20 protein-coding genes are annotated in these 20824 nt (G+C 42.0%); all 20 read right to left on the reverse strand.

What is annotated here, in order from left to right; translation table 11 throughout:
* Positions 1-116 precede the first annotated feature (116 nt).
* The 20 genes from ACP8HG_RS09995 to flhA all read right to left on the reverse strand — a co-directional run bounded on the left by ACP8HG_RS09995 (position 117) and on the right by flhA (position 20812).
* On the reverse strand, positions 117-1823 hold the full coding sequence (locus ACP8HG_RS09995) for a proline--tRNA ligase (RefSeq protein ID WP_067211165.1): 1707 nt from the start codon (positions 1821-1823) through the stop codon (positions 117-119).
* A 566-nt stretch (positions 1824-2389) separates the two neighbouring features.
* Entirely contained in the window at positions 2390-3649 is a 1260-nt protein-coding gene (gene rseP, locus ACP8HG_RS10000) for an RIP metalloprotease RseP (RefSeq protein WP_438298579.1), read from the reverse strand.
* A 43-nt stretch (positions 3650-3692) separates the two neighbouring features.
* On the reverse strand, positions 3693-4841 hold the full coding sequence (locus ACP8HG_RS10005) for a 1-deoxy-D-xylulose-5-phosphate reductoisomerase (RefSeq protein ID WP_340767463.1): 1149 nt from the start codon (positions 4839-4841) through the stop codon (positions 3693-3695).
* A gap of 16 nt (positions 4842-4857) precedes the next feature.
* Complete coding sequence (locus ACP8HG_RS10010; RefSeq protein WP_340767462.1) at positions 4858-5652, reverse strand: phosphatidate cytidylyltransferase; 795 nt, start codon at positions 5650-5652, stop codon at positions 4858-4860.
* Complete coding sequence (locus tag ACP8HG_RS10015) at positions 5649-6443, reverse strand: isoprenyl transferase (RefSeq protein ID WP_187045379.1); 795 nt, start codon at positions 6441-6443, stop codon at positions 5649-5651. Before ACP8HG_RS10015 ends, ACP8HG_RS10010 begins: the two co-directional genes overlap by 4 nt.
* A gap of 249 nt (positions 6444-6692) precedes the next feature.
* Complete coding sequence (gene frr, locus ACP8HG_RS10020) at positions 6693-7250, reverse strand: ribosome recycling factor (RefSeq protein WP_067211177.1); 558 nt, start codon at positions 7248-7250, stop codon at positions 6693-6695.
* Positions 7250-7975: a UMP kinase gene (pyrH, locus tag ACP8HG_RS10025; protein WP_067211178.1), complete on the reverse strand. Its 726-nt coding sequence runs from the start codon at positions 7973-7975 to the stop codon at positions 7250-7252. The genes frr and pyrH overlap by 1 nt, the downstream gene beginning before the upstream one ends.
* A gap of 261 nt (positions 7976-8236) precedes the next feature.
* A complete protein-coding gene (gene tsf, locus ACP8HG_RS10030) occupies positions 8237-9121 on the reverse strand; it encodes a translation elongation factor Ts (RefSeq protein WP_067211181.1) in 885 nt (294 codons plus the stop codon).
* Between the two features lie 86 nt (positions 9122-9207).
* Entirely contained in the window at positions 9208-9933 is a 726-nt protein-coding gene (gene rpsB, locus ACP8HG_RS10035; RefSeq protein WP_067211184.1) for a 30S ribosomal protein S2, read from the reverse strand.
* A 244-nt stretch (positions 9934-10177) separates the two neighbouring features.
* Positions 10178-10678 (reverse strand): DUF6115 domain-containing protein, encoded by a 501-nt coding sequence (locus ACP8HG_RS10040; protein WP_187045380.1) that lies wholly within the window; start codon positions 10676-10678, stop codon positions 10178-10180.
* A 5-nt stretch (positions 10679-10683) separates the two neighbouring features.
* Positions 10684-10989, reverse strand: coding sequence for an RNA polymerase subunit sigma (locus tag ACP8HG_RS10045; RefSeq protein WP_187045381.1), 306 nt, complete (start codon positions 10987-10989; stop codon positions 10684-10686).
* Positions 10986-11768 (reverse strand): FliA/WhiG family RNA polymerase sigma factor, encoded by a 783-nt coding sequence (locus ACP8HG_RS10050; protein WP_438298642.1) that lies wholly within the window; start codon positions 11766-11768, stop codon positions 10986-10988. The genes ACP8HG_RS10045 and ACP8HG_RS10050 overlap by 4 nt, the downstream gene beginning before the upstream one ends.
* 256 nt (positions 11769-12024) lie before the next feature.
* A complete protein-coding gene (locus ACP8HG_RS10055; RefSeq protein ID WP_438298580.1) occupies positions 12025-12519 on the reverse strand; it encodes a chemotaxis protein CheD in 495 nt (164 codons plus the stop codon).
* Position 12520: 1 nt separating this feature from the next.
* Positions 12521-13153 (reverse strand): chemotaxis protein CheC, encoded by a 633-nt coding sequence (locus ACP8HG_RS10060; RefSeq protein ID WP_338655890.1) that lies wholly within the window; start codon positions 13151-13153, stop codon positions 12521-12523.
* Positions 13143-13610 (reverse strand): chemotaxis protein CheW, encoded by a 468-nt coding sequence (locus ACP8HG_RS10065; RefSeq protein ID WP_067211196.1) that lies wholly within the window; start codon positions 13608-13610, stop codon positions 13143-13145. The genes ACP8HG_RS10060 and ACP8HG_RS10065 overlap by 11 nt, the downstream gene beginning before the upstream one ends.
* Before the next feature lie 15 nt (positions 13611-13625).
* A complete protein-coding gene (locus tag ACP8HG_RS10070; RefSeq protein WP_067211199.1) occupies positions 13626-15647 on the reverse strand; it encodes a chemotaxis protein CheA in 2022 nt (673 codons plus the stop codon).
* A 13-nt stretch (positions 15648-15660) separates the two neighbouring features.
* Positions 15661-16830, reverse strand: coding sequence for a protein-glutamate methylesterase/protein-glutamine glutaminase (locus ACP8HG_RS10075; protein WP_422397630.1), 1170 nt, complete (start codon positions 16828-16830; stop codon positions 15661-15663).
* Positions 16811-17677 carry a MinD/ParA family protein gene (locus ACP8HG_RS10080; protein WP_067211203.1) on the reverse strand — a complete coding sequence of 289 codons (867 nt, stop codon included), beginning with the start codon at positions 17675-17677 and terminating at the stop codon, positions 16811-16813. Before ACP8HG_RS10080 ends, ACP8HG_RS10075 begins: the two co-directional genes overlap by 20 nt.
* On the reverse strand, positions 17670-18782 hold the full coding sequence (gene flhF, locus ACP8HG_RS10085) for a flagellar biosynthesis protein FlhF (RefSeq protein WP_338655886.1): 1113 nt from the start codon (positions 18780-18782) through the stop codon (positions 17670-17672). Before flhF ends, ACP8HG_RS10080 begins: the two co-directional genes overlap by 8 nt.
* On the reverse strand, positions 18782-20812 hold the full coding sequence (gene flhA, locus ACP8HG_RS10090; protein WP_338655884.1) for a flagellar biosynthesis protein FlhA: 2031 nt from the start codon (positions 20810-20812) through the stop codon (positions 18782-18784). Before flhA ends, flhF begins: the two co-directional genes overlap by 1 nt.
* Between the last annotated feature and the right edge of the window lie 12 nt (positions 20813-20824).

Below are 20824 nucleotides of genomic sequence, written 5' to 3' on the forward strand. Positions count from 1 at the left end.
ATGACCGAGCGGCTGGCGCCTGGAGCTAGACACTGTTCTAGGTCAAAAAACACATTCTTTCTTAATCTTTCGAAAAAGAAGGGAAGTACCGACATGCGGCCTTCCCTTCTCAATAGTTATTCAGCTGTGAAAAATGCTTGTAACTTTTCAGTTAGTTCTTCTTTTTGCCATTCAGCAGTTTCCCCGGTTTGTCTGAATTTGATTTCGACAATTCCTTCTGAAGCTCTTTTCCCGATTGTAATGCGAATCGGTAGACCAATTAAATCTGAATCTGCGAATTTAACGCCTGCACGTTCAGGACGATCATCATACAGGACATCATATCTGTAAGATTTTAGAACACTATATAATTCGTCAGCCAATTCTTTCTGACTTTCATCTTTAAGATTTACGGCAATTAGATGGACATCAAATGGCGCAATCTTCTTCGGCCATTTCAATCCGTACTCATCATTGAACTGTTCCGCGACAGCTGCAAGTATACGTGATACGCCAATGCCATAACAGCCCATGATGTACGGTTTCGATCTGCCGTTTTCATCAAGGAATGTTCCGCCCATCGGTTCACTATATGTCGTACCTAATTTGAATATATGTCCAAGTTCAATTCCTTTGGCAAACTTAATGGTACCCTTGCCATCCGGAGACGCGTCTCCTTCGAGGATGAAACGAAGATCTTCATAGCGATCCACAGCAAAATCACGTTCTGGATTGACATTTGTCAAATGGAAACCGTCTTCGTTTGCTCCGCATACACCGTTGACGATTGATGCGACTGAGTGATCTGCAATCACTTTAAGATCAAGAGGAAGTTTAACTGGCCCGATTGAACCAACCCCACAAGAAAGAAGCTCAGTAACATCACCTTCAGCTGCGAACTCAACTTCTGAGGCACCAAGTACATTTTTCAACTTAATATCATTGATTTCATGATCTCCACGACAAAGGACTGCGATTAGCTCATCATCTGCTTTGAAGATAAGTGTCTTAATAAGACGAGTTGCATCGACATTCAGGTATGAAGCAACTTCGCTGATTGTTTTTTGATCAGGCGTTGCGACTTTTTCTACTTCCCGCAATGCTTCATCCAGTTTTTCATAGTTGACATTCACTTCAGCCATTTCAATGTTAGCTGCATAAGAAGAAGAATCACTATATGCAATTGTATCTTCACCAATGTCAGACAGCGCCATGAATTCATGTGTATCTGTACCACCGATTGATCCACCGTCTGCCATAACTGCACGGAAATCAAGCCCAAGCCTTGTAAAGATATTCGTATAGGCTTGCATCATTTCCTGGTATTTCTCATCAAGACTTTCTTCCGTCGCATGGAAGGAATACGCATCTTTCATGATGAATTCGCGTCCTCGCAGAAGTCCGAAACGTGGACGCTGTTCATCCCTGAACTTCGTCTGTATTTGGAACATTGTCAGTGGTAGCTTCTTATAAGATTTCACTTCATCGCGAACAAGTGAAGTAATTACTTCTTCATGAGTCGCACCGAGGGCGAATTCCCTTTTATGCCGATCAGTCATTCTGAATAGCTCAGGACCATATGAGTACCATCTGCCAGTTTCCTGCCACAGTTCCGCTTGTTGCATAGCAGGCATAAATACTTCTACAGCTTCGATTGCTTCCATCTCTTCACGGATAATTGTCTCGACTTTTTGAAGTACTTTCTTTCCCAAAGGTAGGAATGAATAAATTCCACTTGTATTTTGTCGGATAAAACCTGCGCGTAAAAGTAATTGATGTGATTTTACATCGGCATCAGAAGGTACTTCACGCATCGTAGGTATGAATGTTCGCGATTGTTTCATCTATGTTCCCACCTTAAGTATTGTTTTTGGAATTCCTTGGTATATAGGTCAATATAAAGAATCCCATTTAATTCGCTACGGCGCTCAGAGATACGTGCCGACCTAAGCCAAGTTGCATCGGTCCTGTCGATAAAGGCAAAGGACACCTTTGCCGACAGGCCCTACAGCGCTTGTCGGGGTTAAACGGCGCCTTGCGCTTTTCTTGTCTAGACTCCAGGCGCCAGCCCCTCGAGTCGCTTCGAGCCAGTCGATAAAGGCAAAGGACGCCTTTTCCGACTGGCCCTACAGCGCTTGTCGGGGCTAAACGGCGCCTTGCGCTTTTCTTGTCTAGACTTCAGGCGCCAACCCCTCGAGTCGCTTCGAGCCAGTCGATAAAGGCAAAGGACGCCTTTTCCGACTGGCCCTACAGCGCTTGTCGGGGCTAAACGGCGCCTTGCGCTTTTCTTGTCTAGACTTCAGGCGCCAACCCCTCGAGTCGCTTCGAGCCAGTCGATAAAGGCAAAGGACGCCTTTTCCGACTGGCCCTACAGCGCTTGTCGGGGCTAAACGGCGCCTTGCGCTTTTCTTTAAAAGAAAAAGCGCTGTATATCATTCCAGGTTACTATAAGCATAAGTAACATCAGCAGAACAATCCCTACAAAATGGACCATTCCTTCTTTTTGTTTGGCGATTGGCTTACCACGAATTGCTTCAAACAGGAAGAATAATAACCTTCCGCCGTCAAGTGCTGGCAATGGCAACAAGTTCATAATCCCCAGGTTAATGCTTAAAATTGCCGCCCAGTTCATGAGACTATATATACCGTGCTGCGCCACTTCCCCAGTAGCTTGGTAAATACCTACAGGACCTGATAAGGCGTCGAATGACAATTGACCTGTTACGAGCATTCCGAGTAATTCGGCAATTCTTTTAAACCATACAATTGTTTCTTCTACCCCATACTGAACTGCTTTTAACGGACCTTTCACTACTGGGCTTGTATACTTCACGCCAATCTGGCCGTATTCTTTACCTTTTTCTTCAAGTGTCTTTGGTACAACATCCATCATCACCGAATCACCGTTACGATCCACTTCAAGCTGGAGCAGTATACCGGGACTATTTTGAATGATTTCAGCAAACTCCTGCCATGTTTCGATGGGTTTGCCATCGACCACTTTAACGAAGTCTCCATCTTTCATACCAGCAACCTGTGCAGGATCACCGCTAACCACGTTTGTAATAACGGGTTCATATGTCGGTACACCTTGTAACAGTCCGATCGTAAGGAATATGAAAAACGCCAGAATAAAGTTAAACAATGGACCTGCAAAGATAGTCATTGCTCGGCCGCCGAGAGACTTCGATTCGAATTGGCGATCATACGGGGCAATAAGTGTTTTCTGCCCCTTCTCATAGATAACCGCTTTTCTAGATACATTGTAACGGACAAGCTGCCCTTCTTCATCATAGCCTTCGATGAATAGTTCCTTTTCCAAATCAGATGACTCGGTTTCAAGGAATAGAACGTCAGGATTCGCAACATTGCGGTTCAAGTAAATCTTTTCAACTTCATTCGCAGCATTAATTAATAGACCTACACGATAACCAGCCTGTAATGCAACCGTATCAAAGTCTTCCCCTGCCATCCGGACATAACCACCAAGCGGCAGAAGTCTAACTGTATATAACGTTTCACCTTTTTGAATACCAATAATTTTAGGGCCGAATCCTATTGCGAATTCACGCACCATGATTCCAGCCTTTTTCGCAAACAAGAAATGTCCTAGTTCATGAAAAAAGACCAAAGTACCGAATACGATTATAAACGAAATAACGGTTTCCATGAAAAACCACCTTCACTGACCTCTTTGGCCGTTTCTAAAAAACTCATTCTACCATAGCATACACCATTTTTCGAGTAAGCGAATCTGTTTCCAAAATTGCTTCAAGACTCGGAGTTAGAATTGTTCGATGCGCCTCCATTACCCGTTCAATGATGTCTTCAATTTGCACAAATGGAATACGACCATTCATAAACAACGCTACAGCCACTTCATTTGCAGCATTCATGGCAGCTGGCATTGTACCACCTTCTTTACCAGCAGCATATGCAAGTCCCAACGCCTTAAAACGAACTAGATCCATTTTCTCGAAATGCAACATTCCAATTTCTTCGAGACGAAGCGGTTTCGCGTTTTGCATCGGAATCCGATCTGGATAGGTCAAAGCATATTGGATAGGTACGCGCATATCTGGTGAACCAAGTTGCGCCATGACACTTGTGTCTTCGAACTCGATCATCGAATGGATGATACTTTCCTTATGAAGCAAACAATCAATTTTTTCATAAGGCATTGCAAAAAGATGATGTGCCTCAATCACTTCAAGCCCCTTGTTCAACATGGTAGCCGAGTCGATTGTTAATTTATTGCCCATTGACCAATTAGGATGCGCAAGAGCTTGTTCAAGCGTCACGTTTGAAAGTTCTGCCCGGGTAAGATCCCTGAAACTTCCGCCTGAAGCCGTCAAAATGAGCCTAGAAATACGTTTCGGATCTTCACCGTTCAACGCTTGGAAAAGTGCTGAATGCTCACTATCCACGGGTAAAATCGGAACACCGTATTTACGGGCTTCGCTCATAACGATTTCTCCTGCTGCGACAAGTGTTTCCTTATTGGCAATAGCAATAGTTATCCCAGCGCGGATTGCTTCAAGTGTTGGTTTAAGTCCAACACTGCCGATGACGGCATTAAGCAATATATCAGCACCCGTACGTGCCGCAACTTCAACAAGGCCTTCATCTCCGTAAACAAATTCGATAGCGGGAAATTCCGTTTTCAGCATTTCGGCATCTTCACATCTTATTACAGATATCATTTGTGGATGATACGCTGAAGCAATTTCCCTTACACTATCGATATTCAAACCAGCTGAAAAAGATACGAGCTTAAATTTATCGGGGTTGGAACCAATGATATCCAGTGTCTGTATACCGATGGAGCCTGTAGCCCCTAGTAGACTTATTTTCTTCGTCATGTAGACACCCTTTCCCTTATCCTACAAAGTGTAGAAAATGAAGTAATGGCAGTACAAAAAGGAGACTATCGAACCTGTCTAGAATCCCACCATGACCTGGCAGGAGCTTTCCTGAATCCTTCACTTCATAATGCCTTTTTAGTGCCGATTCGACAAGGTCGCCCAATTGCCCGACAATCGATGCAATAATCGTCACAACAATAAGTATGATATATGTAGAAGCAATAGGGAAGTAGATTTGGAAGATGCAAGCAAAAACAACAGCTGACAATACACCGCCTACAAAACCTTCCACTGTCTTGTTCGGGGAGATCTCCGGCCACAATTTACGCTTACCTATTTTTCTACCTGTGAAATAGGCACCGGAATCCGTAACCCAAATTACCATCAAAGCATATACGACATATTCGATTCCGAATATTCTCGTTTCAATCAAATAATAAAACCCAATTCCGACATACAACACACCCAAAACAGAAAAAGCTGCATGATCGAACGTAAATCGATTTTTAACAACAACTGTATAAATCAATAGCATAAGGACAATAGCAAATGTCATTTCGATTTTTGTATAACCAACCATTTCGAAGACGGTGCTGCTCCAATTGGCAGGCATAAGTAATATTGCAAGCGCAACCCAAGTCAAAATGCCTTCAATTGAAATTAATTGAATGTCCCTCATCCGTAAAAGTTCATATAACCCAATTGTTGCAATTGCATAAACTGCAATCGTGAAGGGCAACCCACCTATTACAACTAGTGGAACGAAAAAGATAAGCGCAACGATTGCCGTTAGTATCCTCTGTTTCAAACGTCTCCATTCCCTTCTACACTACCAAAACGTCTATTTCGCAATTGGAATTCTTCAATCGCATTCAGCATGCATATTTCATCAAAATCTGGCCACAACACGTCTGTAAAAGAAAGCTCGGCATATGCGAGCTGCCATAGCATGAAATTGGACAACCTAACTTCGCCGCTTGTGCGGATCAGTAAATCTGGTTCCGGTAAATGAGCGGTCATTAAATGGGATCCAATGAGTGACTCATCAATATCTTCAGGATTAATTGAACCGTCCGCTACCAGTGCCACAATTTCTTTGACAGATTCGACAAGTTCAAGCCTGCTGCCGTAATTCATGGCAAAGTTCAATGTTAAACCGTCATTGTGCTTTGTTTCTTCAATTGCTTTACTAATTGCTTTTTTCGTATGTTCAGGCAACATATCAAAGTTTCCAATCATTTCAACCTTCACGTTTTGCTCAATTAGTTCGGGGAGGTAGGTACTAAGAAACTCTCCTGGAAGTTTCATCAAGAAATCTATTTCTAGTTTCGGTCGTTTCCAATTTTCCGTTGAGAAGGCGTAAAGTGTAAGTACTTTTACACCAAGGTCATTTGCAATACGTGTTATTACACGAACCTTTTTCATCCCTTCATGATGACCTGCAATTCTTGGTAAATTACGCCGTTTCGCCCATCTGCCGTTGCCATCCATAATAATCGCCACGTGGGCAGGGATATGCTTGCTTTTAACAGTTGTCATTCGGTCCGAAATTGAACTAGCTGCCACCACAGTTTTTTTCCCAAATATTTTTTCCAGCATATCGTTTCCTCCACTCAGCTACTATCAGAGCAAGTACATACTCTATCGTAACAAATTAGACGGTTAATTTCATTTTTTATTGCTGTTCATAAAGAACAAATGCGGAAACGCCTGTTCAGGGGCGTTGGTGTCTCGACGTGGAATAGCACCTTTCACGAATTATCCACAAGCCAAGAACTTTATAATTTCCTAAGCAAAGAAAAAGACGTCCTGAAATAAGGACGTCTCGGAATATAGAAAGTTCTTCTATCAGATTTCCATGATTTCGTTTTCTTTATCTTTTGCAATTTCATCGATTCTCACGATTTGTGAATCCGTCAACTTTTGGATTTCTTCACCATAACGGTGTAGTTCATCCTCAGTAATTGAACTACTTTTTTCAAGTTTCTTGAAATCTTCATTCGCATCACGACGAACATTACGTATCGCTATTTTTGCTTCCTCTGCTTCTTTTTTCACAGATTTCACAAGTTCTTTTCGGCGATCTTCTGTCAATGCTGGAACAGCAAGGCGGATAACGCTACCATCATTAGAAGGTGTAATTCCGATATCCGATTTCATGATTGCCTTTTCAATATCAGCAAGTATTGTCTTGTCATAGGGTTGAATGACAAGCAGACGTGCCTCAGGTACTGAAATACCAGCCATCTGTGATATTGGAGTAGGAGCACCGTAATACTCAACAGTTAATCTGTCCAGCATTGCAGCACTTGCACGTCCTGCACGAATAGAAGCTAGTTCTCTCGTATATCCACCAATTGCTTTTTCCATACGATCTTTCGCTTGATCCATTACTTCGTTAGCCATTATAAATTCCTCCTGACGACCGTCCCGATCGATTCACCTAGGACGGCTCTCTTAATATTTCCATTTTCCATAATAGAGAATACTACGAGTGGGATATCGTTGTCCATACATAGAGTTGAAGCCGTTGAATCCATTACTTCAAGCCCTTGGTTAATGACATCCAAAAACGATAGTTCTAAGTATTTAACTGCATTCTTATCTTTAGCCGGGTCAGCTGAATAAACGCCGTCCACATTGTTTTTCGCCATAAGAATGACGTCCGCTTCAATTTCAGCTGCGCGGAGCGCTGCTGTCGTATCAGTTGAGAAATACGGATTCCCCGTACCTGCTGCAAAAATGACGACACGTTTCTTTTCAAGATGGCGGATTGCTTTGCGGCGTATGTATGGTTCCGCAACTTGTCTCATTTCTATTGAAGAAGAGACACGAGTTTCAACGCCAATTTTCTCAAGTGAATCTTGTAGAGCAAGGGAATTCATAACCGTAGCGAGCATGCCCATGTAATCTGCTGTCGCACGATCCATTCCCATTTCACTGCCAACTTTACCGCGCCAAATATTTCCGCCTCCGACAACAACGGCAACTTCGACATCTAGGTCAACAACTTCTTTCACTTGTATTGCAACGTTTTTAATAACTTCTGGCGATAGACCGAAACCTTGATCACCAGCAAGTGCTTCTCCGCTTAATTTCAAGACGATACGTTTATATTTTGGATTGCTCATTTGTATCCTCCATCTATTCTTTTTTCTTAAGAAAAGCACAAGCGCCTATTATAAATGAACGCAGCCTGTAGAGGCCCACGACATGCATAAGATGGGCCGGTGACGTGGCGTTCTTTGCACACATAGCCGGACTGGCTTATGCCCCAATCTCCTAGGCGCCTGGAGCTAGACACTGTTCCATGTTGAAAAACTTATACTTTCTTAGCTCTTGAAAAATGGGGAACACACGCATGTGTTCCCCATTTGTTAGTCTATAACGGCTCAGTTACCTTTAACTTGGCTCATAACTTCATCTGCGAAGTTATCTTCAGGTTTTTCAATACCTTCACCAACTGCATAACGGATAAATTCTTTCAATGTACCGCCAGTTGATTTCACGAAATCGCCAACTTTTTGATCGGAATTTTTAACAAATGCCTGATCAAGTACACAAATATCTTCGAAGTATTTACCGATACGGCCTTCAACCATTTTCGCAACGATGTTTTCTGGTTTACCTTCGTTAAGCGCTTGTTCTGTAAGGATTTTACGTTCGTGCTCAACTTCTTCAGCAGAAACTTGGTCACGTGAAACGTATTTCGGATTCAATGCTGCAATGTGCATTGCAACGTCTTTTGCTGCATCTGAATCTGTTGAACCTTCAACAATAGTAAGAACACTGATTCGTCCACCCATGTGCAAATACGGTCCGAAAGCATCGTTATCTGTTTTCGTACGAATTTCATAACGACGAAGTGTAATTTTCTCACCAATTTTAGCAACAGTGTTTGAAATATGATCCGCTACTGACAATCCGTTTGGCAATGTAGATGCAACTGCCTCTTCGACTGTAGCAGGCTTTGTAGCAAGAAGGTGTACAGCAAGATCGTTTACAAGTGTTTGGAAACCTTCATTTTTAGCTACGAAATCAGTTTCTGCGTTCACTTCAAGAATAATTGCTTCGTTACCGTCAACATGAATATACGTTGTACCGTCTGCAGCAATACGATCCGCTTTCTTAGCAGAACTAGAAAGACCTTTTTCACGTAGGAAATCAATTGCCGCTTCCATGTCACCGTTTGTTTCTGTTAACGCTTTTTTACAGTCCATCATACCTGTACCTGTTTTTTCCCGTAATTCCTTAACCATTTGCGCTGTAATTTTCATTTTTTCCATTCCTCCTATTTATGCCATCAATTCCGAAAAAAGACGATAAGGGTATAAGCCGCTTATCGTCTTTTCATTTACTGGATTTACTCTGCAGCTACAGTTTCTTCTTGAGTCGCTTCTTCGTCTTCGCCTTGTCTTGATTCAAGCAAAGCATCAGCCATTTTGCTAGTCAATAGACGTACTGCGCGAATCGCATCATCATTCGCAGGAATGATGTAGTCAATTTCGTCTGGATCACAGTTCGTGTCAACGATTCCAACTAGTGGAATGTTCAATTTGATTGCTTCAGCAACCGCGATGCGTTCTTTGCGTGGGTCAACAACGAACATAACATCCGGAATTGCTTTCATATCACGGATTCCGCCAAGGAATTTCACAAGACGTTCGTGTTGTTTCTTAAGTTGTCCAACTTCTTTTTTAGGAAGTACGTCAAATGTACCGTCTTCTTCCATTTTCTCGATTTGTTTCATACGTGCAACACGTTTTTGGATTGTGCCAAAGTTTGTAAGTGTTCCACCAAGCCAGCGTTGGTTAATATAATACATTCCAGCGCGTTCAGCTTCTTCTTTAATTGCATCTTGTGCTTGTTTTTTAGTACCGACGAATAGAACTTTACCGCCATCAGCACCAACTTGACGCATGAATGCGTAAGCTTCTTCAAGTTTTTTCACCGTTTTTTGTAGATCGATGATGTAGATTCCGTTACGTTCCACGAAGATGAATTTCTTCATTTTCGGGTTCCAGCGGCGTGTTTGGTGACCGAAGTGTACTCCGGCTTCAAGCAGTTGTTTCATTGAGATAACTGACATTTTGTATTCCTCCTGTTTTGGTTTAATTCCCTCCGTGCACCTCATCCGCCAAAACGACCTCTCGGCACCATTCCTGACGTCCGTCCACGTGTGTAGTATTACCATTCGATAATATACCATATGATTATCTTTATTGCAACCTTCATAGTTTATATTGAAGAATCCTATTAAATTCATGTCGACTGCCCTTGTAAGGCACCTTCGTTTAGTTTATATAGGTATTCATTTGTTTAACATATATACTTCATCTGAATTTCAAGATTAACTCTATCTCTGTACGCCCTTTGCCTAGTTGCTTAGCAATTTCTTCTATGGACTGCCCCGCGTCGTACAGTCTAATTACCTGTGTTCTTGCATCCTCGGCTTCAACTGGCGCCTTAGACTCCTCAGTGGCCTGTCCTGCTGACTTATAAGACTTGAGAGCAAGATTAACTGGCATTTTAGGTATGCTGGCACGTATTACGGGCCGAACTTCTTCAGAAGCCGCAGGTTCTTGTGAAGCACTTACAGTTGTTTTTTTGAAGTCAGGTTGTTGAGCATGGACTGTAAGCTGTTCAATTAAGCGCTCATTCTCGTCTTTCAACTCCGACAAGTATGCGACAATCGAATTATCCATTTCAGTCATAAGCTTGCGCTGTTTTTTTTCGAGATCATCAAACTTCGTAACTTTAGTGTAAAGCAAAGCTAGGAAGTAAAAACTTATTATTTGTATGATGAATAGAAACACTAAAAAAATCGTTATCATCGTCATTAGCCTGTAAAGTCAACAAACGCACCTTTATAGGGGTGTATCGTCTTCTTTTCCTCTTCATTTTGTTGGTGGTCTCCGTTTTGCAACTCTCCTTGATTATGTTCCTGTCGATGTCCGTCTGCCGCCGCCTTCGCTGCCTCTTCCGATTCCAAGACAGTTTCTTTGCCTTTTAACGCTTGCCGTTCCATAAGTGAATTGGCATGATCTAAGTTTAATTGGGTTTGTTGGTGCTTTTGTTCTGCGATTTTTCCCGCATCGAAGGTCTTGGGTATCGCAATTTGCAGTTCAATCCCCTTCAAACTCATAAGATCCCTCCATCAACAATTTCAGTTGCTAATAATTTGCGAAGTTTGAATAGCGCTTTCGAGTGAATTTGAGAAATACGCGACGTAGATAAACCTAAAATCTCACCGATTTCTGTAAGAGTCATTTCTTCTGTATAAAAAAAGCTCAATACAAGCTGTTCATTTTTATTTAGTTCATTGATTTTAGTAATCAAGTCACCAATCAATTCAGTCATCATAGTCTTCTGCTCAGGAGTCTTTGTACCTTCATCCTTTATGATAAACGACTTTTGTCCTTCATCGTCATCGTCATTGACTTTCTCATCAATAGAAAGGACGTTTGAAAAATAATGTTCATGGACAGTCTGATATACCTGATCTACACTTATTCCCATGTGCTCAGCAATTTCTTCTGGTGTAGCATGACGTTGCAGCTTTTGCTCAAGCTTCATAATTTCTTCTTCTTGTTTTTTGGATTTTTCCCTAGAAGAACGCGGTAACCAATCTTCTTTCCGCAAGCCATCGATAATGGTGCCACGGATACGAAAAGATGCATACGTATCAAATTTTAAATCCCTGCCTGGATCGAATTTCGTCAACGCATCAAATAGACCGTGAAGTCCTAGACTCATTATGTCGTCACGAGAAACGTTACGGGGCAATCCAGAGCTAATCCGTTGCACATGATAGCTGACAAGCGGCGTGTACTTACGGACAAGTATGTCTCCTGCTTCGGGATCACGATTACGAATCCACAGGTCCCAACATACGGCTTCCTCCATCAAATCCTGTTTCGACATCGAATCCCTCACTTTCCATGGTGATTCCGTCATAGTTACTCATATTATAGCAAAGAAACAGAAAAAATGCGCAAGTGCCTGTTCAAAGGTGTTTTATGAACCGGCCCTCTAGACGCTGGGGACTGGACGTAAACTAGCACTTTCCACTGGTTATCCATAGACCAAGAGATTTATAGTTTCTCGGTGCAAAAAAGGCGACTGAACTAATCAGCCACCATGCTTAATTATCCAGCGGAAGAATTCATCCGCTCTATCTTCAAATTTCCTTCGTTCCTAAATTTACTGTTCGGATGTTAAGCATTGATTCTCTAGGATTAAATTCAATTGTACGGCCGCTCGAGCCCCCTGTGTCTTCAGCAATAATTGGGATAGACAATCGTTTCAATTCTTGTTTAACGGCTTCAACGTTTCGCGGACCAATGCGAATCGTGTCGCTTGAACCGAATTGAAACATTTGTGAACCACCCGCAATTTTCGCCTTCAAAGCCATCGGTCTGACACCTTCCGCCTTGAGCAATTCCATCAACGCGTAAATGCCGGTATCCGCAAACTTAGCGACATTAATGCGATCCGATTTACCAAGACTGGAATCCGGAAGCATGATATGTACCATTCCCGCAATCTTTTTACGCTCATCGTAGAGTACAATTCCGACACATGAACCCAGACCTGAAGTTCTAATTGTCATCGGTTCCTTGACGATATTCATATCCGCGATTCCTACCCGAATTACCTCTTTCAAAATCATCATCTCACATTACACCTAGTGAACGGAAAATAGTAACGTAAGATGGGGGGTCCGGAAGCAGGAAAAAGTGACCGTTTACACTTGAAATTCCTTCCTCACCTTCCTCACGAATCTGCGTGTCAATAACGATGACTTCATCGCTATAATGAGAGATTTCAATAAGCCCGAAACTGACGATTGCACCAACCATGTCGACACTTAACGAAGGTACTGTAGGATAAATTTTCAAGCCCGTAAAATCGGACAGTGCGGACAAATATGAACCTGAAAGAATATTGCCAAGTTCTTGCATGGCGGAAACTCCTATTTCAAGAAGATTAGGAGAGGCAAAATCGAATGTCTCGTCCTCAATTAATCTTCTAATGAAGTGATTTGCTGATTCCACGGGTAGTACAAAAAACATACTGCCGGACAAATCTCCCTCAATCCGGAGGAAGATTCCAGCTACTATTGTTTCAGCACCACCGGCAAGGTCAAACATCTCATCAAATGACACTAGTTTGACATTCGGAACATGCATATCAATTTTACGGTTAAGCAGTTGTGACAATGAAGTTGCCGCGTGTGCCGCTCCAATATTCCCCACTTCTTTCAAGACATCAAGATGCATGTCCGTAATTTTATTATCAGAATTCATCTGATGCCACCCGCTTCACGGGCTCAAGAACTTTATCTAGATTCAGCATAACAAGAAGATGTTTTTCCACTTTAGCGACGCCGGATATGAAGTCTGACTCTATAGTACCGACGACTTCTGGTTGTGGTTCGATTGCATTAACTGGAATGTCGAGTACATCATTCGCAGCATCTACAATCAGCCCTACATCATATTCATCTAAAGTGACAATTATTATTCTTGTACTATCATCCATCTCTTTTGATGCGAGACCAAACCGCTCACGTAAGTCGACAATTGGCGTAACGATCCCTCTAAGGTTAATAACTCCTTTAACATAAGCTGGCGTTTTGGGAACCCGGGTAATCGAAAGCACTTTTTCGATTGACTGAACGATATCGACACTGATGGCATATTCCATATCTAACAATTGAAAAACAATTACTTTCATTTCTTTTTGATTGAGTTTATCAGTCATATTTTTCACCCCCGCTTATTTAATCAATGCGTTGCAATCGACAATGAGTGCAACTTGTCCATTTCCAAGAATCGTTGCACCGGATATCGCGAATACACTTTGCAAATAATTACCAAGCGATTTCAACACAATTTCCTGTTGCCCAATGAATGAATCGACAACCAGTCCCGCTAATCTTTCGCCTTTACGGACAATAACTACAGACTGATAGCCATCCAACTCACCATTTTGTTCTGGTATTTCGAAAATTTCCGTCAAATTTAATAGTGGTATGATATTGCCACGGAAATCGATAACTTGTTGGTTATGCGCATTCATAATTTCAGAAGTCTGAATGATAGCCGTCTCAATGATTGATGACAAAGGAATTGCAAACACTTCTTTTTTCAATTCTACTAGCATAACGGAAATGATTGATAAGGTTAATGGAAGTTGAACTTGGAATAAGGAACCTTGTCCTTCTTTCGATTCAATTGACATAAACCCGCCGAGCGATTCAATGGTATTTTTCACGACATCTAACCCTACACCGCGTCCAGATACATCCGAAATTTTTTCAGCTGTCGAGAATCCAGATGCCAGAATGAGTTCAGCTACTTGACGGTCCGTCAGTGTTTCAGCTGTCTCTTTTGTTACAATGCCACTTTTAATTGCTTTTGCAAGTACACGTTCACGATTGACACCGGCTCCATCGTCTTCAAGCTCTATAAATACATGATTACCTGAATGATAAGCACGTAAAGTTACAGTACCTTCTTCAGGCTTCCCTTTGGCAACACGCTCAGCCGGACTTTCGATACCATGATCCAGTGCATTACGAATCAAGTGAACAAGCGGATCCCCGATTTCGTCAATAACTGTTCGATCAAGTTCAGTTTCAGCTCCTATGATTTCGAGTTCAACTTTCTTGTTAAGATCACGTGCCAACTGCCTGACCATTTTAGGGAAACGATTGAATACAGTCTCAACCGGTATCATGCGCATGTTCAAGATGATGTTTTGCAAGTCACCAGATACACGTGTAATCCGTTCGACCGTTTCATTCAATTCTGGGTTATGGATTTCACTTGCAATTGATTGAAGTCTTCCCCGATCAATGATCAGCTCTTCGAAAAGATTCATGAGAACATCGAGTCTATCAATATTCACACGAATTGTTTTATTACCGGATTGTACGCCTGAGTTGCGTTTCCCTTTTTTAGCATCTGCATCTATAGTAGTAGGCGTAATCGATTCTGACTCTTTAGCGGACTCTTCATCTGTATCACGCATCAAGTAATCAGTTGTAACAGGTATGACAGTCACGCTTTCAATTTCGGACACTTTTAATACTTTGGCTTTCAAAACATCCGCATCTTCTTTTGTAATAAGCGCCACTGTAAACGTTTCGTTAAAGTCTTCATTTTCTAGCCGTTCTACTTTGGGCTCTGATTTAATGATTTCACCGGATTTTTCCAGTATTTCAAATACCATATACACTCTTGCTGCTTTCAATAAACAATCGTCTCGTAGTTTCACATTAATTTCAAATGCGCTAAATCCTTGCTCAAATGATTGACTAAGGACAGTCATTTCGTACCCATCATAACGAAGTGAATCTTCATGGCTAACTTTATCTTCTAGTACAACAGCTGCTGCAGTTTCAGCTACCACCGCTCCACCAACTTCAATCCTGTTCAATGATTCAACAAGTTTGGTTACATCCTTCTTACCGGTCCCGCCTGAGGCGATATCCATCACCATCTCTTCAAGGTAATCGACAGCTTGAAAAACGACATCCAAAATTTCAGCTGTAACACGAATTTTCGAATTACGGATTGCGTCCAATACATTTTCCATCATATGTGTAAGATCGGCGATGTCTTCATATCCCATTGTTGCCGACATCCCTTTCAACGTATGAGCGGACCGGAATACTTCATTTACAATGGCAAGATCTAGCGGGTTTTTCTCAAGTTCCAACAGATGTTCGTTGCATGCTTGTAGATGCTCCTTACTCTCATCTATAAACATTTCCAAGTATTGATTTGTATCCATCGTGACGCCTCCTTCAAGACTTTATAATGCCAATAATCGATTCTGAAATATCGTGTAAGTCAACGACCTCATCGGCAAAACCAGCTTCTTTTATTGCTTTTGGCATGCCATATACGACTGATGTCTTTGCCGATTCTGCAATAGTAATTGTTTTACCATTTTTTCGTAACACTTCCATACCGTTTTTCCCGTCATACCCCATGCCTGTCATGATAACGGTCAAAAAGTTCAACTCTGTATTCTCGGCAGCTGACTCCAACAGAACATCAACGGATGGGCGATGTCCCGCACGTGGAGGATCCACTGCATCTAGCCGAACATAATAGAACATGCCTTTTTTCATCATTTTAAGATGTTTGCCACCCGGTGCAATATAGGCTGTACCATTTTCAAGCAACTCGCCATCTTCTGCTTCTTTTACATGAATATCACAAAGACCGTCCAGTCTATCTGCAAGGGATTTTGTAAAACCTGGAGGCATATGTTGAACAACTAGAATTGGAACACCGATTAATGCGGGTATACCCGTCAGCACTTCTTGCAGTGCCCTAGGTCCCCCTGTCGATGTGCCTATTATAACAAATGTTTTGCCTGTTTTGGGAATCTTATTTTTGGACACATTCGTTAACTGACTCCGACTAGGGATAAAGGTAGGTATTTCAGCAACTTTTCCAACCGGTTTAGTAACTGGGTTTGAACTAATCACCTGTGTCAAACGTCGCCCCGTAATTTTTCTTGTCAGCGTAGCCAGCCGTACCTCTGAAGCGGCAATGACTTTTCCTAGAATTTCTTCCTTCACTTCGTGAAGATTCAAGGATATTGCCCCACCCGGTTTCGCAACGAAGTCAACTGCACCGTATTCCATAGCGAGCATGGTGTTCTCCGCCCCAATTTTTGTTGTGCTCGACAACATGACAATCGGCAATGGATTGCGCGACATAATTTCTTTTAACGCTTCGAGACCATCCATAATTGGCATTTCAATATCCATGGTCACAACGTCCGGCTTCAAAGTTTCTACTTTTTCGACGGCCTCTTTACCATTGCGTGCAGTTCCTATTACTTCAATTTCCGGATGACCCGACAGGAAGTCAGATATAAGCTTACGCATAAATGCCGAATCATCCACAACCAACACTTTCTTACGATTGCCTGTATTCAAATCATCCACGCCCTTTCGCAAATATACTTCTCATTTTACCGAGGAATCCTTCTCCTTGTTTGAACCCCTCTTCAGAACTGGGACTAACAAACGACTCTGCAATTGCCATCATTCTTTGGGATATAGGAGCTTTGGGATATAGCAGTAAAAATGGCTCCTGTGCAAGTACAGCCTTATGAACTACAGGATCTTCAGGTAGGAAGCCAAGAATCTTAGTCTCTTTTCCTAAGAACTTACGCATAGCATATTGAAGTCTCGTTACAGCATCATTGCCATCATCCCCCTTTGAAACACGGTTACTGACGATGCTGAATACCTTATCGGGATCTTGCAAACAAATAAATTTCATCATGGAATAGGCATCCGTGATGGATGTTGGTTCAGTTGTCGAAATGACAATAATTTCATCGACAGCGACAATCAATTCGATTGAACGTTGCGTTGCCCCCGCTCCCATATCAAACAAGATAAAATCATATTTTTGTTGTAAATATTCAAACGCTTGGATTAGCCTATCGAACATAGCTGCTGACCATTCCATCACCATATCCAGCCCAGAACCCCCAGAAATGAACGACAAACCTCCCGGCGCTTCATTTACCACTTCATCAATTTCTACCTTATTAAGTAAATAGTCTGTCAAACTATTCCGCGGTGCCATACCAAGAAGAATGTGGATGTTGCCCATTCCAATGTCCATATCAATGATAATTACTTTTTTACCTTTAGCTAAAAGCGCATGGGCGAAATTTGTTGAGAAATTCGATTTCCCAACACCCCCTTTACCACTGACAATGGCAATCGATTTTGACAGTTTACCTTGGGACTTCAGCATCTTGAGCCTAAGTGTTTCCGCCTGATCACGCATCATGAGCACCCTTTACTAACAATGAAATCAGTTTCGTACTATCTGCCTCGGTAATATCTTCCGGCACTTCCTGACCATCCGTGTAATAGGCGGTTCCAATACCATAGTCCTTCATAAGATTAAACATCGGACCAATTGAACCGGTTTCATCCATTTTCGTGAAGATGAACTTTTCAACCGAAAATGACTTGAACTGTTCAATAATTGCTCGCATGTCTTCCTCTTTAGACGTCATTGAAAGAACAAGATACGATTCCATATCAAGCGAAAAATCGATTAATCGTGTCAAATCTTCTACGAATTTAGCCTCTTTGTAATTTCGACCTGCCGTATCAATAAATATCAGGTCACGGTCAGCCAATTTTTCGATTGCTTGTTCGAAATCCTTGCTGTTATATGCAATCTCTACAGGAACTTGTAACAAGTTCGCATATGTACGTAGCTGTTCAATTGCTGCAATTCGGTACGTGTCAGTGGTGATAAAACCGATCTTCTTCTTCTTTTCAAGAAGTGCCCTTGCAGCAATTTTGGCAATAGTTGTGGTCTTTCCAACCCCTGTTGGCCCAAGAACATTAATGAACTTTTTATTGAAAGAAATGCCCCCGAACGGCAATTCACCGATTTGCCGTTCAAGAAGTTGTTTTACGATGAGTAGTTGTTCTTCATTTGTGAAATCTTTTTTCTCCGCTTTCATCCTATCGTAAAGATCCTCACCCAACTCAGTGATAATATTTGTGGACAATCCCTGTTTTTCTAGATGAGTAAGTAACGGTTTCACTTCATCCGGAAAACGGGAATGAGTAGCGGCTTGCTGCATATCCTTCAACATCTTTTTCATTTCGCTCATTTCTTTTTTTAATGCTGCGGACGTATCGTCACCTCTTTCAACGTGCAATGAAGTAGGTGGAAGAACAATTTCTTCTATTTTCGAAACCGGTTCATCAAAACCCGCAACAACTTCCACAGATTTCTTTTTAAACAGTCCTAGAAACCCTTTAGATTTAACGACATTTGAACTAAGGATGAGTGCATCATCCCCAAAGTCCATTCGAACTTTTTTCATGGCTTCTACCATTGTTTCCGCTGTATATTTTTTCATTTTCATCAGATATCCACCACCCCAACACTTTGGACTTCAATTGAAGCTTCAAGTTCATTGTAAGATAATACTGGAATTTGAGGGAAGTATCGTTCCGTTATTTGCCTCAAATACATGCGGATTGCTGGCGTACAGAGAACGACCGGCGATTGATCCATCAATGCGACACGTTCTACTTCACCAGCAATCGACTCGAGGATTTCCTGGGAATGTTGTGGGTCGAGTGATAAATAATTACCTTGTTCCGTTTGCTGGATACTATCTGCAATCATTTTTTCAACTTTGCCAGAGACGGTTAACACTTTAAGCGATTGCCCAGCCGATGCATACTGATTTGTAATTTGCCTTGCAAGAGCCTGTCTAGCATACTCTGTTAAGACGTCAACATCTGATGTATATTTCGAATAATCCGCAAGTGTTTCAAAGATGATTGGCAAGTTCCGTACCGAAACATGTTCGTTCAACAACTTCGCAAGTACTTTTTGAATTTCACCAATCGATAACGGCGTAGGTGTGAGCTCGTCGACAAGAATCGGGAATGTTTCACGCACATGATCGACAAGTTGTTTTGTTTCTTGACGGCCAATCAAATCCGCAGCATTCGCACGAATGACTTCTGTCAAATGCGTTGAAACAACACTCGGCGGGTCAACAACCGTATAACCGAGAATCTCTGCATCTTCTTTAACATCTTCCGTTATCCATTTGGCAGGAAGTCCGAATGATGGCTCGATTGTTTCAATCCCTTCAATCGAATCATCTCCACCCGGGCTCATCGCTAGGTAGTGATCGAGAAGTAATTCCCCTCTTGCTAATTCACTTCCCTTAATCTTAATTCTATACTCATTTGGTTGTAACTGGATATTATCCCTAATACGAACAACCGGAATAACAAGACCCAGCTCAATTGCAAGCTGCCTACGAATCATGACGACACGGTCGAGTAAATCCCCCCCCTGCGTCGCGTCAACTAGCGGGATGAGCCCATAGCCAAACTCGAATTCGATTGGATCTACATTAAGTAGATTGACGACATTTTCTGGACTTTTAAGACCTTCCGTTTCAACATCTTCTTCCATCTCCAACAGTTCCTTAGGATCTTCTACTTCCTTCTTAGACATTATATAGGCCGCGACGGCAAGTGTAATTGCAATCGGAAGTGTAAATATGTCATTAATAGGAGTAGCAAGACCAAGTAACAACACTGTTACAGCTGCGACATAAAGAAGTTTGGGCTGTCCAAGAAGCTGATTTGTAATATCAGACCCCAAATTCCCTTTAGACGCGGCACGTGTAACAACAATACCTGTTGCAGTTGAGATAAGGAGGGCTGGTATTTGTGAAACGATACCGTCACCGACCGTCAATTGTGAGAAGAGGATCGCAGCTTCTGCGAATGGCAGACCCATTTGAGCTACCCCTATTATCATCCCAACAAGTAAGTTGATAATAACGATAATAATACCGGCAATTGCGTCTCCTTTAACGAACTTTGTTGCCCCATCCATTGCTCCGTAAAAGTCGGCTTCATTACTGACTTTTTCACGTCTTGTACGTGCTTCTGTTTCAGAAATCATACCGGCATTCAAGTCAGCATCGATACTCATCTGTTTTCCTGGCATTGCATCGAGCGTGAAACGGGCTGCTACTTCAGAAACCCTTTCCGCACCTTTTGTAATGACGATAAACTGAATAATGACAAGAATTACGAAGATAACGAGACCGACAACGATATTCCCTCCCGTAACAAAGGTACCGAACGTTTCAACAACTCCACCCGCATCTCCGTTTGACAAGATTGCCCGCGTCGTTGAAACGTTAAGGCCCAAACGGAAAAGTGTAAGCAAAAGTAATAAGGTAGGAAAAATTGAAAACTGTAACGCTTCCTGCATGTTCATGGCAGTTAAAAGAACTAAAAGTCCAAGTGTAATATTTATAATTATCAAGAAACTTAAAAGCCATGGTGGAAGCGGGATGACAAGCATCGCAACGATCATGATTACCGAGGCGAGTACTCCTATATCTCTGAATTGCATGTCATCCCTACT

This window comes from Sporosarcina sp. FA15, assembly GCF_051550195.1.
Lineage (GTDB): Bacteria > Bacillota > Bacilli > Bacillales_A > Planococcaceae > Sporosarcina > Sporosarcina psychrophila.

Excerpts from the sequence above, each read along its gene's own strand:
- ACP8HG_RS09995 (WP_067211165.1), bottom strand. The coding sequence starts at position 1,823 with ATGAAACAATCGCGAACATTCATACCTACGATGCGTGAAGTACCTTCT.
- rseP (WP_438298579.1), bottom strand. The coding sequence starts at position 3,649 with ATGGAAACCGTTATTTCGTTTATAATCGTATTCGGTACTTTGGTCTTT.
- ACP8HG_RS10005 (WP_340767463.1), bottom strand. The coding sequence starts at position 4,841 with ATGACGAAGAAAATAAGTCTACTAGGGGCTACAGGCTCCATCGGTATA.
- ACP8HG_RS10015 (WP_187045379.1), bottom strand. The coding sequence starts at position 6,443 with ATGCTGGAAAAAATATTTGGGAAAAAAACTGTGGTGGCAGCTAGTTCA.
- frr (WP_067211177.1), bottom strand. The coding sequence starts at position 7,250 with ATGGCTAACGAAGTAATGGATCAAGCGAAAGATCGTATGGAAAAAGCA.
- pyrH (WP_067211178.1), bottom strand. The coding sequence starts at position 7,975 with ATGAGCAATCCAAAATATAAACGTATCGTCTTGAAATTAAGCGGAGAA.
- tsf (WP_067211181.1), bottom strand. The coding sequence starts at position 9,121 with ATGAAAATTACAGCGCAAATGGTTAAGGAATTACGGGAAAAAACAGGT.
- rpsB (WP_067211184.1), bottom strand. The coding sequence starts at position 9,933 with ATGTCAGTTATCTCAATGAAACAACTGCTTGAAGCCGGAGTACACTTC.
- ACP8HG_RS10040 (WP_187045380.1), bottom strand. The coding sequence starts at position 10,678 with ATGATAACGATTTTTTTAGTGTTTCTATTCATCATACAAATAATAAGT.
- ACP8HG_RS10045 (WP_187045381.1), bottom strand. The coding sequence starts at position 10,989 with ATGAGTTTGAAGGGGATTGAACTGCAAATTGCGATACCCAAGACCTTC.
- ACP8HG_RS10050 (WP_438298642.1), bottom strand. The coding sequence starts at position 11,768 with ATGTCGAAACAGGATTTGATGGAGGAAGCCGTATGTTGGGACCTGTGG.
- ACP8HG_RS10055 (WP_438298580.1), bottom strand. The coding sequence starts at position 12,519 with ATGATGATTTTGAAAGAGGTAATTCGGGTAGGAATCGCGGATATGAAT.
- ACP8HG_RS10060 (WP_338655890.1), bottom strand. The coding sequence starts at position 13,153 with ATGAATTCTGATAATAAAATTACGGACATGCATCTTGATGTCTTGAAA.
- ACP8HG_RS10065 (WP_067211196.1), bottom strand. The coding sequence starts at position 13,610 with ATGACTGATAAACTCAATCAAAAAGAAATGAAAGTAATTGTTTTTCAA.
- ACP8HG_RS10070 (WP_067211199.1), bottom strand. The coding sequence starts at position 15,647 with ATGGATACAAATCAATACTTGGAAATGTTTATAGATGAGAGTAAGGAG.
- ACP8HG_RS10080 (WP_067211203.1), bottom strand. The coding sequence starts at position 17,677 with ATGCGTGATCAGGCGGAAACACTTAGGCTCAAGATGCTGAAGTCCCAA.
- flhF (WP_338655886.1), bottom strand. The coding sequence starts at position 18,782 with ATGAAAATGAAAAAATATACAGCGGAAACAATGGTAGAAGCCATGAAA.
- flhA (WP_338655884.1), bottom strand. The coding sequence starts at position 20,812 with ATGCAATTCAGAGATATAGGAGTACTCGCCTCGGTAATCATGATCGTT.